General features: G+C 29.6%; 8 protein-coding genes. 7 read left to right on the forward strand and 1 reads right to left on the reverse strand.

Annotation, left to right across the window (positions count from 1 at the left end):
• Positions 1-163 precede the first annotated feature (163 nt).
• Genes DW269_RS02000 through DW269_RS02010 form a run of 3 tightly spaced genes read left to right on the forward strand, consistent with a single transcriptional unit; the run spans position 164 to position 6,412 of the window.
• Positions 164-895, forward strand: a complete 732-nt coding sequence (locus DW269_RS02000; protein WP_117458331.1) for a PIN domain-containing protein — start codon at positions 164-166, stop codon at positions 893-895.
• Between the two features lie 5 nt (positions 896-900).
• Entirely contained in the window at positions 901-4,362 is a 3,462-nt protein-coding gene (locus DW269_RS02005) for a hypothetical protein (RefSeq protein WP_117458332.1), read from the forward strand.
• Positions 4,355-6,412, forward strand: coding sequence for a hypothetical protein (locus DW269_RS02010; protein WP_117458333.1), 2,058 nt, complete (start codon positions 4,355-4,357; stop codon positions 6,410-6,412). Before DW269_RS02005 ends, DW269_RS02010 begins: the two co-directional genes overlap by 8 nt.
• Before the next feature lie 39 nt (positions 6,413-6,451).
• Here DW269_RS02010 and DW269_RS02015 read toward each other — a convergent pair whose 3' ends face one another.
• A complete protein-coding gene (locus DW269_RS02015) occupies positions 6,452-7,465 on the reverse strand; it encodes an ATP-binding protein (protein ID WP_233503267.1) in 1,014 nt (337 codons plus the stop codon).
• Between the two features lie 217 nt (positions 7,466-7,682).
• On the opposite strand from DW269_RS02015, the gene DW269_RS02020 reads away from it, so the two are divergent.
• The 4 genes from DW269_RS02020 to DW269_RS02035 all read left to right on the forward strand — a co-directional run bounded on the left by DW269_RS02020 (position 7,683) and on the right by DW269_RS02035 (position 16,242).
• Positions 7,683-8,042, forward strand: coding sequence for a hypothetical protein (locus tag DW269_RS02020; protein ID WP_117458335.1), 360 nt, complete (start codon positions 7,683-7,685; stop codon positions 8,040-8,042).
• 125 nt (positions 8,043-8,167) lie between these two features.
• Entirely contained in the window at positions 8,168-9,508 is a 1,341-nt protein-coding gene (locus DW269_RS02025; protein WP_117458336.1) for a glycoside hydrolase family 1 protein, read from the forward strand.
• A 15-nt stretch (positions 9,509-9,523) separates the two neighbouring features.
• A complete protein-coding gene (locus DW269_RS02030) occupies positions 9,524-10,537 on the forward strand; it encodes a LacI family DNA-binding transcriptional regulator (RefSeq protein WP_117458337.1) in 1,014 nt (337 codons plus the stop codon).
• Positions 10,538-10,623: 86 nt separating this feature from the next.
• A complete protein-coding gene (locus DW269_RS02035) occupies positions 10,624-16,242 on the forward strand; it encodes a discoidin domain-containing protein (RefSeq protein WP_158546283.1) in 5,619 nt (1,872 codons plus the stop codon).
• Positions 16,243-16,390: the final 148 nt, after the last annotated feature.

Genomic DNA, 16,390 nt, shown 5'->3' on the forward strand with positions numbered 1-16,390 from the left:
AATAATAAGGCAGTACAGTTCATAAGAACACCTATGAACCGTACTGCTTTTTATATTTTTATACATTATAATTAAATACCTTTTATTCGCCGTTGTCAGAGGCTAACTAAAATTTTTATTTTCAAAAAAAGATAGAATAGTATTAGAGAGGGAGGCACTCATTATGATTGAACAACAAAATAAACTTATTGATGCATTATATGATAAAAGTACTATTTCACAGAATAAGAAACACTCAGAAATAATAGAGAGAACTTTGGACTTTAAGATTGTAGTCATAGTTGATTTTGAAAACTATCAAGGTATTCCTACAGACGTGCTAGACAAAGAGTATGTTTATTACTTATTCTGTGGATCTGTCACTACAAAATCAGCACAAAAATATAAGAGTATGTTGGAAGAGTATGATATTACAATAGTAGAAACTAAGAATGTAGGAACAAACTTTGTGGATAATAGAATTTCTATGTATATTGGCTATATTTTTGGTAAGTACAATCCAAAGCAAATCATACTGGTATCTAATGATATTGATTATTATGAGATGATGATGGATTTGAAGGCTCATGGATATCCGATAATACTTAGAGAACCCTCATTAACAAGTAAAGAATTATTAAGAAGACAAACTGATTATTTGTTTAGAAAACCTTTAATAAAATCTACTCCAAATAAGACAGAACCAGAGAAGGATGAAATGAATCAAATAATGAAAAAACTTATTAAGCTGAATAATGGAAATAATATTATAGGAATTTCTAGAATGAAAGGCTACTTAAAATCAAATATGAAGTTATCTAGGAGAGAAGTAGAGAAAACAGTAAATACAATAAAGTCACAATGTGAATTAATAGAGAAAAAAGGAACAGAAGAATTCTATAAATTAAAGGGGTAAAACTTGTGAAAGAACTATTAGAAAAAATATTTGATCAAAGAAGTAACGGACTGTATTTTGTGAATACTCCTACAGGTTCTGCAAAATCCTATAGTGCAGTACAACTGATGAAAAACAATTACAAGAAGTTTGATAAACACTTTATATTTATCACAAATAATTTGAATAACTTGCCAATGGAAGATTTAAAAGATGCATTAGGTGAAGATGAGTATAAAGCGAATGTATTACGTGTAGAAAGTATTGTAGATAATATTGTACATCATTTTTATGAAACACGCATTCCAAATGAATTTCAAGCTTTAGATTCCTATAAAAATTTAGAGATGAGATTGAATATTTATAAACATTTTCAAAATGAATTAAAAACCGGACGCATCGGAATGAAACTGCTTCAAGATTCACAGAAAAATCTTGCGGAAGCTGATGGTAAGTTTAGAAAAGAAATAAAAAAAGTAATAATGAGTACAGATATCAAAAATCATTCTATGGAAGAAAGAAAAGAAATGATTAAGTCAAAATATCAGTGGCTAGGTACGTTATATCCTGCAATGTTTGTGGAAGATTATAAGGTTATCTGTATGTCTGTGAAACGTTTTTTTACAACTATAGATCCTATTTATATGGGGGATTATAAATTTTCTGAATCAAATATTATTGATAATAGTGTTTTGTTTATAGATGAAGTAGATGCAACTAAAAATGAAATTAACAACATTATTATTGAGAATAGTTTGAAGTCTACCATTGATCTTATTCCTTTGGTTCATCGTATAACGAGTCCATTTATCCAATGGCAGGGTAATACATCCAATAAGGTAAAGGGTTTAATACCAGACAATGATAAACAGCTTAATGATATTATCAATAAAGCAATGGTCATTCGAAACAACTATCATGATGAACTATCTTATTACTGCGATGAAATAAAACAACGTAACTTTTTGATGAGTGACTCAACATTTCATGCAAACTTTGAAAATAATTCTAAGAAAAATGCTTATATTTATTATGATAAGAATGATAATCAAATGACAATTAAGATAGAAAACAAGAGAGATGATCTACCTCAGAATATAGGTGAAGCGTATAATTTATATTCAGTTATTCGAGATATGAGCAGTTTCTTAGTTTCTGTTAAACGATATGTTAATAAACTGGCTTCAAATTATAAGAAGATAAGAAACTCAAAAGTTCAAGAAGAAGATTATATTACTGATGAAGAGGCTATTCGCTCTATTTATAGAATGCTTAAAATACCGAACTCAGATATAAAATATTTTGAAGATGAGATTAATATTCAACCTGTAATGAATGTTAATAGAACATCTAACCGTCTTAAGAAGATGAACAGCTATTATGATCGTGGTATTCGCTCATTTGAATTTACTAATAGGAAAGATAATAGCTTTAATACTGCTTTTAGTTATATACATTTAAATAAAAGTGCAGAATCTATATTGGCTCTACTAGCGAGTAAAGCTACTGTCATAGGACTCAGTGCATCATGTAATATTGATTCTGTATTATCAAATTACTCACTCAAGTATCTTAAAGAGACTCTTGAGGATAATTTTCATCTTATTGAAGAAGAGGATCGTCTAAGAATACAGGAAACATATTCTTTCTTGAATAGAAAGTATGAAACAGGAGAAATCCAAGTAAGGGTGGAAGAGGTGCTTGATTGTCAAGAAAAAGATATAAAGACTTTGATTGGATTAGTATTTGATGACCCTAAAATTAAAAATAAGTTATATAAGATGTTTAATTTAAATGGTGTGAAGGATTCATATTGTGCTAAAAGATATTTAAGGATGGCACAGGTATATAGACACTTTATCCAGCATGAAGATATTAAATCGTTTCTATGCTTAAATAATGCTTTACCAAGAGACAAAGGGGATTTTAGGCTATCTATACTTGATGAATTATTTAAAACAATTAATGAAGAATGTGGCTTTAAAACAAAAGATAAAAACTATGAAGTATTAAAGAGTGGTGTAACTTTTGAAAAAGACAAGGATAATATACTAGAACGTTTGCATTGCGGAGAGAAAATCTTTGTAATCTCTGCATATGCTACTATTGGTGCAGGACAAAATATGGCATATGAGTTACCTGAAAACTTAGATACCATTAACTTGACAGATTTCTCAAATAAAAAAGATGGAAGAAACAAGAAAAAAGATTTTGATGGTATCTTCCTAGGAGATATCACAAATGTGGTAAGTAATCTTTATAATACAGAATTTGCATTTCAGGAAGCGGACTTACTCCGTTATATAATTCAAGTAAAAAACTTATATGAGAATAATGAAATTAATCATTATGCATTGGATGAATGTATTTCAGCAGGGTACAAGAAGTTAAAAGACCCAACAGTAAAATGGGTGAAAACAGATATTAAAGGATGTAGAAGTATACGTCTCTTTAAGACAAAACAGATCATTCAAGCAATAGGGCGCCTATCTCGATCATTTAATAAGAATAAAGTCATTCATATCTTAGTCACAAAAGATATTGTGAATAGTTTTGATACATCAATACTAGAAACTGAAATACTTTCACCAGAAACAATAAAACTCGCAGAATATGCAAAAGAAAGACAAGAAGATGTTCCTGTATATGATTATGTTGAGAATGAAGCAAGTCGTATATCTAGTGATGGTAAGTTCTATATTTATGAATTTTTATCAGGCGATTGGAGACCTCAGGAAATAGAATCCTATAAGAAATTAGGTGAAACATGTTTAAAACATCCTACTTGTTCTAATAGAGATGATGAAATAGTTAAGGAATATTATGTTCATTCATCTGAACCAATGAATAAATACTATTTCATAGGTGAAAATGATTTTGAATATACAGATGTTTTCTTTAATCAATCTAAAGATGAAGTCATACTCAGACTACAAAATAAGGAAGAATCTGAACGAATCAAGTATATACATGAAGTTAGTGAAGAAAATGCACGTCTTTCTAAGATGTTGAATTATCCAGGTTTAAGAGAAGAGTTTATTAAGCATGAGTATGCGACTTGCTTTGAAGTAAATGATTATATGTTATCACCTGTTCTTTTTCAGAATATTTATAAGGGAAGACTAGGTGAATTTGTAGGTCATTTCATCATCAAGCAGGAATTAGGTATTGATCTAGATGAACTAGAACCATATGAGTATGAACGCTTTGATTATAAGCATGGAAAAGTCTATATCGATTTGAAACATTGGAGATATTCAAACTTTAACGCTGAGAAAATGAATAAGAAAATTATTGATAAACTTAATGAAATAGGTGGAGAAAAGGCAATTATTATTAATATATTTGATGAAAATAAATCAGATAAGATTATTGAATCTCCAAGAATTATTGAAATACCTTCTTTGCTTGAAGAAGATGGATTCCATGCCAATCGAGAAGCAATTAATAAAATAAGAATGTGTTTGGAGGAATATAAGGATGATTAAGACAAACAAAGTAAAGCTTGAAATCCATTATGATCATATTATTCGTGATTATGATCTCTATAAAATACAACCAATACAAACTGGTGATAAAGATGAAGAAAAATGTGTTATGAAAAGAAGTTTAGAAAAACTAGATCAATTATCTCCAGTCTTAGCTGTGCTTTATAGATATAAAGGTCCTGTTTATCTTATATTTGAAAAAGGAAGAGTCTGTTTAGAAGACCTTCAATCACATATTAATCAGTATGATAAAGGAGCATTTGTAGAAACATTAGATATAAATGATCCTTTAAGTATAACACCGACTGAATTATCTCAATTGTTGATCAATATGCTGCCTAATATGGAATTTTCTCAGAAGTTTAATAACATCTCAGGTAGATATTTCAGTTTCAATCAGAAATCATTTAAGAAAGATTGTATTCTCGCATATCATATTAGTTTGATTGAATCAGAAACAAGTAAGCAGGAATGTATGGTGTATATGGAGGGTGAATCTTATCATCGTTTATCTAAAGTATTAGAACATAATGAAAGATATAGAAATGATATTCTAAAACTGCCTAGATATTATAAGAGCAGTGAAGGTTATGTACTTCGCCGTTGCCTTACACCATTAAATACAGATCAGTGTTTTGTGAGAAGAAGTGTATATCGCAGACAAAGAGAGGACTTTGTGAATAGTCTAGATATTCATGATATTCAGGGGTTTGAAAATTCTAAGTGTGGTATGTTGCATCAGTTTTATATTGATGTTGATCTACATCTTAATGATTATGTTCAATTACATCCTATAGATTTAAATAATGAACAGATGGCCAATACATATTCAGACTTCTTATCCCAGGATTATATAAGAAATCTATATAATGAGATAGGTGTTCATTTGATTGATTGTGTGAATAATAATTCATCTAAGAAAATGATTGAGTTAATTGTTTCTAAATTAAAGGATAGAGGTATCGATAATATTCATCATGGTAAAGGGAAACAGTTCAATATCGCATTGATCCATAATCAGAAATATTGTAAGACTAATAATATTCCAGACCAGCATGTCAGTGATCTAAACTTCCAACATATCACTTATGAGACTTGTATTGCTAGAGATAATACAGTTGATATTAGTGATAATATTATGGATAGGATTCTAATGGAATTACTTATTAAAAGAGATATCGCAAATAGAAGTATATCTATATATCACTGGAATTGGGATAAACCAGTTGAATATGTTACAAGAGAATCTAAACGTTGTGGTAATAAAAAAATTACTAAGTATTTTCTCTTAAGTGTATTTCCTGATGGGAGCATGGATTACTATAAGATTGAGGATGATACTTCAGAACTATATCAGAGATATGAATCTGTCTTTACAAATTATAAAAGTTCTGTTTATGAACCAGAATTGTTGATTTCTACTCCAAATCATCAGGTTTTAATCAGTAATAGTAAAATGATGGTTTTACCTGATTTGAAAGAACTTGATTTTAGACTCAATGCATACAGGAAAGATAAAGAAATTTCTAAGAGTAAACTAACACGTTTATTAAATTCTTTTGTAGAAACAAATGAAGAGTACAGAGAAGAAATAGAACGTATACTAAAGAGTTTAAATAAAAACACTTACCAATATCAAGAGGTAGCAAGAAGAGTAACAAAAGCTGGTAATCCACCACTTATGAACTTAGCTACTTCTCTTGGAAGAAAATTTGTGAAACATTGTAGAGATACTTCTAGAATAGTACTTAATCCATGTCTTAAGAGTGATGTTGTAAAGGTGTTCCAACATATTTATATCTTGAAGGATGAAGAAGATCTAAACAAGTTATACTATTATGTTGGTAAAAAGGAGCCTATGAAGTTTACTCTTGTTAACGCTTGTCATATTCGTAGAATAACAGTGTTAGAAGGTGCGTTAGATGATGACTTTAAGAAGTTTATCTTTGATCAATTAAGTGTAAATTTCATTAGAAATAATGATTATACAGTAGTTCCTTTCTTGAGAAAGTATATAGAAGAATTCAAAAGGCTAAATAAAGACTCTTAATCAATAATAAAAGGCTGTAGCGAATCTAATCGCCACAGCCTATTCTTCTAACAACCAATCTATGAGATTAATTATCTTAATACCATCATAATTTCCAAGTGTATATCTATCTAAAGTAAGGATTATTTTCTCATAATTATCTTCTATTAGTTCTAGAGGACGAATCTTTCTATCAAACGTATTTTCATCCACAAGTGATGCAGTAACCTGTATATAAGTATAGACATCATTTCTTTTCGCAATAAAATCAACCATTGCAAGTCCACTTCGTCCAATATTTACAATATATCTTTTTCTTAGAAGTTCTAGATAAACAATATTTTCAATCGTGAATCCTAAATCATAAGATTGCTTTGGAAGAATATAATTTTGAATTCCTGAATCTACAACATAAAACTTCTTATTGGACTTTAATACTTCCTTGCCTGATATATCCATAACTTCTACAGGATATATCAGGTATGATTCACACAATGCTTCCATATCTTTCACAATCACAGTATTATTTATTCCTTCTAGATACATATCAATTTGTTCTTTATCTAGTTGTATTTGATTAATATAGGGGAAACCACCAGTTTTCATATATTTCTGAAAAGCTTCTTCTTTATCAGTTCCAGGTTTATATATTTCTTTAAATGATAAAGGAAGAACATGTATTTCTATATATTGACTGTTTAAATGTGTGATTGGATGCTTGATGGATCTTACAATATAGATATCAATATTCTCTTTTACATAAAGGCTATCTACAACTTTTCCATAAAAAGGAACATTCTGTATTTCATCTAAGAAGATATATGTCATTTTATTTTCTACTAATCTATCTTTGATATATTGGTAGAGTTTATGATAATCTAGTAAATCTTTATATTTAAGGTCTTCAAAGTTAATAGAAATGATTTGTGATTGATCAACACCGCTATTTAATAAATACTCTTGATACATTTTTAATATCGTAGTTTTTCCACAATGTCTAACTCCATTTACCAATTTTATTATGTCTTGATCTTTCCACGATACTAATTGATTTAAATATGCTCTTCTTTCCATCATGATATTCACCTCTATTCTGTTTGAATTATATCATAATATTTTCTTAGGTTTGATTTAAGAATACAAATTCATAGAGTTACATTAGTGTTCAAATTTGAGAACACTAATGCTTAAAATCACAGTGCTGTTCAAATTTGAGAACACCTTATGTTTGATTCCTGTTTACAGAATGTTGCCAATAAGAGAAAATAAAAAAGAATAAGGAGATACACCAATGAAAGAAAAGAAAACATTAGAAGAACTTATACAAGATTATAATGAATGTAAAGAAATATTTGGTGAAGCTGATTTTACCAGTATTATGATAGCGGAATCTATTTGTGATGCATATAGTGAAAGGAAACAATATGATAAGGCATCGGAGTATGCCAAAAGAAATTATGAAGCGAGTTTAAGAGAATACGGTGTTGATGAAATTACGACATTTGATTTACTGGCTAAACTTATAAAATGTTATGAAAGAGCAGGAGATAGAGAATCTATTGATTCTGTTGTTGATGAATATTATAGAATTCGAGAAGAGACTCTAGAGATTGAAATACCAGATTCAACGGATGATAATATTCTATTCTAACACTCGTGAGTGTTAAATGAGCGTTAGAATAATATATACTATTTCTTTTCAAGTGTTACTTCCTTGAAATTCAAGTATAGTCTTAATAGAATTAAATAAGAATATACATAAAGGAGTTAGTAAAGATGCTAAGAAAAGATTTCTTATGGGGTGGTGCAGTCACTGCTCATCAGAGTGAAGGTGGATATACTGAAGGAGGAAAAGTCCCTGCAGTATGTGACTTAACAGTTACTGGTAAGTTCTCAGACTTTAAAAATGGTATTGATGCTTATCATAGATACAAAGAAGACTTTGATTTATATAAAGAGTTAGGCTTTAATGCATACCGTTTCTCTTTAGACTGGTCTAGACTTATGAGTGATGAGAATACGTATAATGAAGAAGGATTTGCTTTCTATGATGAATTTATTGATGAACTATTAAAGAGGGGTATAGAACCTATTCCTACACTCTATCACTTTGAAATGCCTGTATTCTTATATGAGAAATACAATGGTTTTGCGAGTAGAAGAGTAGTAGATATATTTGTGGAAATATGTAAGAAGATCGTAGATCGTTATTGTCATAAAGTAAAATACTGGATTATTTTTAATGAACAGAATGGAATACTACAAAAAGGTCCAAAGATGTTCTTTGGTGCTGTATGTCCTGAAGGAGAAAACCCTATTACTCTAGATCATCAAATTATGCATAACACTTTAATCGCGCATAGTTTGATTAACGAATACATTCATCAAAAAGGAGGCTATGTTTTAGGTATGGCCACTATTGTACAAAGTTATCCTGAAACATGTCACCCATTAGATACTCTAGAATCTATGAAAGCTCAAAGTGAAGCATTTGTATTCCTAGATGTTTTTGCGAGAGGACATTACAACAGCTATTTCCTAGCAAATATGAAACGAGAAGGTACTATGCCAGTTATAGAAGAAGGAGACTTTGAAATACTTAAGAAGGGTAAAACAGATGCCCTTGCAATTAGCTATTATATGTCTACAATTAGTCATTATGGTGAAGAGAGTTTGACTAATGTAGAAGATGTAGTTATTAAGAAGAACCCTTACTTAGAAATGTCTAAATTTGGTTGGACAATAGATCCTATTGGTTTACGTATTACTTTAAGACAACTTTATGATAGATATGAAATGCCTATCTATATTGTAGAGAATGGTTATGGATATGATGATCAATTAGTAGATGGAACTGTTAATGATGATTATCGTATTGATTATATGAGAAAACATATTGAAGAGATGAAAAAGGCTGTGGAAGAAGGCGTAGATTGTAGAGGATATTTATCTTGGGGTCCTATTGATATCTTAAGCAGTCGTGCTCAAATGAAGAAGAGATATGGTTTTGTTTATGTGAATAGAGATAATGATGACTTAAAGGATATGAGAAGAATTAAGAAGAAGTCATTTGAATGGTATAAGAATGTAATAAGTAGTAATGGGGAAGTGCTATAAACAAGGGGTGAGAACATGAAAGTGACTATGAAAGATATTGCGAAAGAATTGAATATTTCTATTAATGCTGTATCGATTGCATTAAATGATAAGCCAGGTGTAAGTGAATCAATGCGTTTAAAGATATTAAGAACAGCTGATAAAATGGGATATATTAATGAAAAACATCATTATCTTTCAGTCTTTTCTAAATCTAATATTTGTATTCTTATGCAGAGTTATTATGCAAATACAGGACATTTTTATTCTATTGTCTTACGTTCAATCGTTGAACGTGCTAAAGAATTAGGTTATATATCTATTTTGAATTATTTTGAAGATAACCAATTTGAATTTCCGGATTGTATTATAGATAGAAAAGTAGCTGGTATTCTAGTGGTTGGTAAAATATCAGATCAGAATTTAAATCAGTTGAAAAATACAGGTATTCCTGTAGTTCTTGTAGATTATACATCACTAGGGGATACATGTGATTGTGTTTTAACTCACAATAAACAGGGAGGGTATTTAATCACCCAATATGTTCTTGATAAAGGATATAAAAGAGTTGGATTTTTTGGAGATTTAGAATACTCTTTAAGCTTTTCTGATCGTTTTATAGGATATAAACAAGCTTTAGTAAATAGAAATACTATATCTGATATAGAATCATATATAAATCAATACTCCATCCTACATGAAACAGAGAAATATGTATTAGAAAACGATGTTAATAGCATTGTATCATTACTTAAAAAAAGTGAATTACCTGAAGTTTTTGTATGTGCTAATGATTCAAATGCATTTATATTGTTGAATGCTTTGACCTTAATGAATATAAAAGTACCAGATCAAATAGCTATTACTGGCTTTGATGATACACCTCTATGTGATAAAACAATTCCTAAACTCACTACTGTTCAAGTACAAAAAGAATTAATGGGAGAAATTGCAGTCAATAAACTTATAGATCGTATTCATCGTGAAAACGATGTTCAAATGACTCAATTATTATCTACTAAAATAATTGAAAGAGATTCAGTAAAATAATAATTATTCAAGTTAATCCAAATTGAAATTAAAGTATATGAATGGCATTCTATAATTAGAAAGCGATTACAAAAGGAGGGTTAATGATGAATAAAGTAGTAAAAATAATAATTTCTTTGTTTGTTGTATTCACAATGTCACTATCAAATGTGCAAGTGACATTTGGATTAACATCTAACGAAGAAATAAGTATGATCAAGGGAAGGCTAAAGGAACATTTCTTATCTTTAGATACTATTGATGATGGTTCTAAAGTTGAAACATGTTATGTTTCTAAGGCGGCCGATTATCTAAAACTTATAAAAGAAGATGGTTCTTTTGATGATGTTAGTTATAAGGCAAATAATAATGCTGCAAATGGAGCAGCATGGTCTCCTTATCTAGCATTAGATCGTCTTCAAGCTATTTCTATATCTTATAGTAAAGAAGGTAATGCTTTATATAAAAAGCAGGAAGTAGTAAACAAACTAGAGAAAGCTATTAAGTATTGGGCTGAACAAAATCCTTGTTCAACAAACTGGTGGGAAAATCAAGTAGGCGTACAGCTTCGTTTTTCTAGAATGGCTCTATTTCTAGAAGATGTTGTAGATGAAGATACAGAAAATATCATGTTAAAGAAGCTTTTAGAAAAAGTACCAGTTAAATATGGAACAGGTCAAAATAATCTATGGTTTGATCAAAACTATCTTTATTATTATTTGTTGACAGAAGATTCTGAACATTTACATGATATGATCAATAATTATCTGAGTTATTGTTTAGTTACACAGAAGGATGATAAAACATCTGAAGCTGTACAAGTAGACAACAGTTTTTATATGCATGGTAAACAGTTTTATTCAAATGGCTATGGAATGTCCATATTTAGAGATATGAGTTTCTGGATTTATATGTTGAGAGATACTTCATTTTCATTAGGAAAAGATGTTATTAATCGTATGGCTGATTATATGGTTAATGGAACAAGCTGGACAATTAGAGGAGATATTCAAGAACTATATTTAGGTTATCGTGAATATAAATATTCAGTTGGTTATAAGAATTATGCAGCTGAGTATATTGAGCCATTAAAAAGAATGATTGCTTCTGATAAAATACATGCTAAAGAGTATCAGGACATTTTGAATAATATTGAAAACCCACAGATCACAAATGGTAAAAATGGAAATTACTATATGTGGAGATCAGGTTATGCATCTCACATGAGAAATGATTATGGTGTTAATATAAAAATGGATTCCAATGAAATCATTGGTGGAGAATGGAGAGGAAGCTGGCCTAATGGAAATAAAGGTCAACTAATTTATTGGACTTCATCAGCATCATCTACTATTAGTGTAGATGGTGATGAATATACTGCTGTTTATCCAACTTATGATTGGGCACATTGTCCTGGAACAACAACTGCTGCAAGATTAGTACAGGATTATTCTAATTCAGGACGTTTTACTAACGGAACAAGTCATACTATCGGCGTATCGAATGGACAGTATGGTGCTTGTGCTTATGCAATGGATAAAAAGGGAACTCAAGTAAAGAAAGGATATTTCTTCTTTGATGATGAAATTGTAGCATTAGGTTCAGGTATTACATCTAGTGAATCAGTTGAAATCCATACAACACTTAATCAGGCAAAAGCTGATAATGTTTTAGTGGATGGAGATGTTATCTCTCAAGATACTACTAAAACTATTAAAAATAGTAAGTGGATTTACAATAATAAAGTTGGATATGTTTTCCCAAATGAAGCATCAGTAACTGTTTCTAATGCATATCAGAAAGATAATCCTTCTTTATGGGCAGAAGAAAAGAAGGCTTCTACTCCAAGAACATTTAAAGCATATATTAATCATGGAATAAAGCCTAGTAATCAGTCATATTCTTATATTATTCTGCCAAATAAAACAAGTAAAAAGGTATCAGAATATGCTGATAATAATCCTATAACTATTGTTGCGAATAATGAAAATATTCAAGCGGTTAGAAATGAAAATCTTAAACAGACACAAATCAATTTTTATAAAGCAGGGACATTAGAATATAAAACAGGATATAAAGTAACGGTTGATCAGCCTTGTAGTTTAATTATTGATGAATCTGAAAATCAAAGAAAAATCACTCTTGCAACATCAGAAAACCAAAGTAATACTACTATTCAAGTTAAACTTGATTATGGTCAAACTACTACAAAAACTGATTTTATTACGCCATCAGCACCATACACAGGTTCATCTATGACTTTAAATGAAAATGATAGTAATTTGTATAATGCTAGTTCATCTTTATCACCACATGATGTCAAATCAGCTTTTGATAATGATATGAGTACTTATTGGCAGAGTAAGTCTAATGATGAAGAATGGATTAGCTTTTATGCTGGTAATAGTTACATTTCAGAATTAAATATCAAATGGGGAGATCATTATGCTTCAGATTTTGATATATATACATCTAAAGATGGTAAAACATATACTTATTTAAAATCAGTGAATCAAAATGTAACTGATTCTACTGTCAGCATCGGTGGCATATACCCTTATATAAAGATAGTAATGAAGAAAACTAAGGGTTCTTATTATCAAATTAAAGAAATAAGCTGTAAAAGTCAGGATGCATTAACATATAAGAAACCTGTTGAAGTAAGTTCTCAATATAATGATGAATTAAAGAAAGAGAATGCTGTTGATGGCAATACAAATACACGATGGGGTTCAAAGAGAGATAGTAATGATAACTGGATTATTGTAGATTTACAGAAAAAATGTTCAATTAAGGCTTTAAATATTTTATGGGAAGCCGCATGTTCAGATGAATATAGTATTGAGATTTCTTTAGATAAGAAAAACTGGACTACTATAAAAGATAAATTAAAATCAAATCAATCATTATATGATCAATATTTATTTGATGATAATGTTTATGGTCGCTATTTAAAGATACATTCTACAAAAACTAGAATTGTTAATGGAAAGAATTATGGAATAAGTATCTATGAACTTGTTGCGTATGGTAATGAAGAACAAGAAGATACGAATTATAGTAATATCGCATTAAACAAATCAGTAGAAACAAGTTCACAATATAATGATGAATTAAAAAAAGAAAATGCTGTTGATGGTAATATTAAAACACGTTGGGGATCAATTAGAAACAGTGATGATAACTGGATTATTATTGATTTAGAACAGTATTCAAAAATTAATAAGATTCAAATTGATTGGGAAAATGCCTGCTCAGATGATTATACAATAGAAGTATCTGCTGATAAGAAAACTTGGCAGGTTGTTACTGAAACAAAAACAAATGCATCATTAAGTGATATTCATACATATGATTCATATATTTATGGTCGATATCTTAAAATTCATTCTTATAAAACACGCCGTGTAAATAATAAGAATTATGGAATTGGTATTAATGAAGTAGCAGTATATGGTGATAAATCATCAGTAGTTAATGAAAATCAAAACATTGCATTAAATAAACCTTCATATTCATCTAGTATTTATAAGAGTCAATATGGTTCTGAAAAAGCATTTGATGGAAGTGTAGATAAAACATCTGGTAAAGAATCAAGATGGGTTTCTCTAAGGAGAAAAGATAATTCTGGTAAATCTGTTGATTATCAATGGATTTATGTAGATTTACAGAATTATTATGATATTTCAAAAATAGTTTTAAATTGGGAAGCAGCATGTGCTAAAAGTTATAAAATCCAGATTTCTTCAAATGGAAAAAACTGGAAGGATATTACTTCAGTAAGTGATGGAAAAGGTGGAAAAAGAGAATTTGACTGTACTGACCAAACAGTAGCTAGATATGTAAGAGTAGAATGTCTAGAACCTTCTACTGTTTATGGTTATTCATTATGGGAATTTGAAGTATATGGTAATAGAGTTAAACAGCCAAAGACTACAAATTTAGCACTAAATAAGAAGTCTAGTGCATCTAGTTCATATAAAGCACAATATGATTCTTCCAAGGCATTTGATGGAAGTGAAGATGCCACTTCAGGAAAGGAATCTCGTTGGGTTTCTTTAAGACAGAAAGACAATAAGGAAGATGTTTCAAATCAATGGATTTCTGTTGATCTTGGAGATTATTACAATGTTAATCAGATTAAGTTGAATTGGGAAGGAACTGGTGCAGAGGAATATAAGTTACAGGTTTCTTTAGATGGAGAAACATGGACTGATATTACATATGCACAACATTCTAACGGTTGCATTGAAACATATAATTATAATGGTGTAACAGCTAGATATGTGAAAATGCAGGGAATTAAACCTAACAGTATTTATGGGTATTCATTATGGGAATTTGAAGTATACGGAGATTCACTTGATAAATGTGAACTAACAAATTTATATTATATGAATGTCAATATGGATACTTCTATTTATACACCAGAAACAAAGGAAAGATTCAATCAAGCATTGAATAATACCTACAAGGTGATCAATGAAAATGTTGATTCTTCTACGATATTAGAAACAAAACAAGAGTTACTTGATAGTATTAATAATTTGAAATTATTGGCTAATTTTGATTATTTGGGTAGTTTAATTAAAGAATGTAAAAATCTTGATGAATCAGTATATGCACCTGCTACTTTTGAGAAATTGAAAGATAAGTTACAAGAAGCTGAAATAGTCTACAATGATAAAAATAGCAGCCAGGAAAAGATTGATTCTATTTGTGAGGAACTTGTTGAAGCAAAAGATAAATTGATTTTCAAGAGCGATAAAACAGATTTAATTGCATTGGTTGATGAAGTGAATAAGCTTGATCGTTCATTGTATATAGATGCTTGTGTAGAGGAATTAGACATTTATTTGAATAAAGCACAGGAAGTAATAAATGATGAAAATGCGAATGAAGAATCTGTTTTAGAAGCATATAAGAATTTGTCTGATGCAAAAGATCTTCTTGTGACTAAAGAATCTTATGAACATCTACAAGAATTGATTACAAAGGCATTAGACATTGATGAATCTAAATATACAGAAGAGTCAATTAAATTACTTACAGACAAGAGAAAGCAAGCTGAAGAAGCTTATAAAGAATCTGTTCCTCAAAATGATAAGGTACAAAAGGCAATATTGGAATTAGAGGGTGTTTTAAATGCTTTAGAGAAGAAGATTGATTACTCTCAGTTAATAGCTATTGTTGATAAAGCTGAATCTATTGATCAAACAAAATATACACCTTCATCATTGTTGAGAGTGAATAATGAAGTACTTAAAGCGAAAGCACTCATAGATAAAGCTGATGTTACTCAAGAAAAAATTGATGAAATGGTTAATACCTTATCAGAGGCTATTGATCATCTTGTTTTAAAAGCAGATAAGACAAAACTTGAAGAGTTGATTTCAAAAATTGATGCTTTAGACATGAGTAAGTATGAAAATACAGATTCTTTAATTACAGTATTAAATCAAAGTAAAGAAGTATTAATGAATGAAGAAGCTACACAAAGTGAAGTGGATCAAGCTTGTGAAATGTTGAATGCTTCATATAAACAGCTTAAACTTAAGTCTGATAATATTGAAATAACAGAAATACCAACTCAGAGTACAAATAAGACTAATAAAAATGAACAGATTAAGACGGGTGATACTACTTATATTAATATGATTGGATGGTCTTTATTGATTATGATGAGTTGCTTAGGAATATTCTTTATAAGAAAGAGAGTATATTAAAAATAAATAATATAGAGAAGATGGTTGCAAAATAGCGCCATCTTTTTTTAAAACGGCAAATGCGTTAATAAATTGAGAAAATTAGCTATATAGAGCTGATTCTCCAAAATAAAAACAGGGAATCTGTTTTTATTTTAGGAATGCTGCG

The organism is Catenibacterium sp. AM22-6LB, from assembly GCF_003435615.1.
Taxonomy (GTDB): Bacteria; Bacillota_I; Bacilli_A; order Erysipelotrichales; family Coprobacillaceae; genus Catenibacterium; species Catenibacterium mitsuoka_A.

Coding starts and splice junctions, on each gene's coding strand:
- DW269_RS02000 (WP_117458331.1), top strand. CDS start 164: ATGATTGAACAACAAAATAAACTTATTGATGCATTATATGATAAAAGT.
- DW269_RS02010 (WP_117458333.1), top strand. CDS start 4,355: ATGATTAAGACAAACAAAGTAAAGCTTGAAATCCATTATGATCATATT.
- DW269_RS02015 (WP_233503267.1), bottom strand. CDS start 7,465: ATGGAAAGAAGAGCATATTTAAATCAATTAGTATCGTGGAAAGATCAA.
- DW269_RS02020 (WP_117458335.1), top strand. CDS start 7,683: ATGAAAGAAAAGAAAACATTAGAAGAACTTATACAAGATTATAATGAA.
- DW269_RS02025 (WP_117458336.1), top strand. CDS start 8,168: ATGCTAAGAAAAGATTTCTTATGGGGTGGTGCAGTCACTGCTCATCAG.
- DW269_RS02030 (WP_117458337.1), top strand. CDS start 9,524: ATGAAAGTGACTATGAAAGATATTGCGAAAGAATTGAATATTTCTATT.
- DW269_RS02035 (WP_158546283.1), top strand. CDS start 10,624: ATGAATAAAGTAGTAAAAATAATAATTTCTTTGTTTGTTGTATTCACA.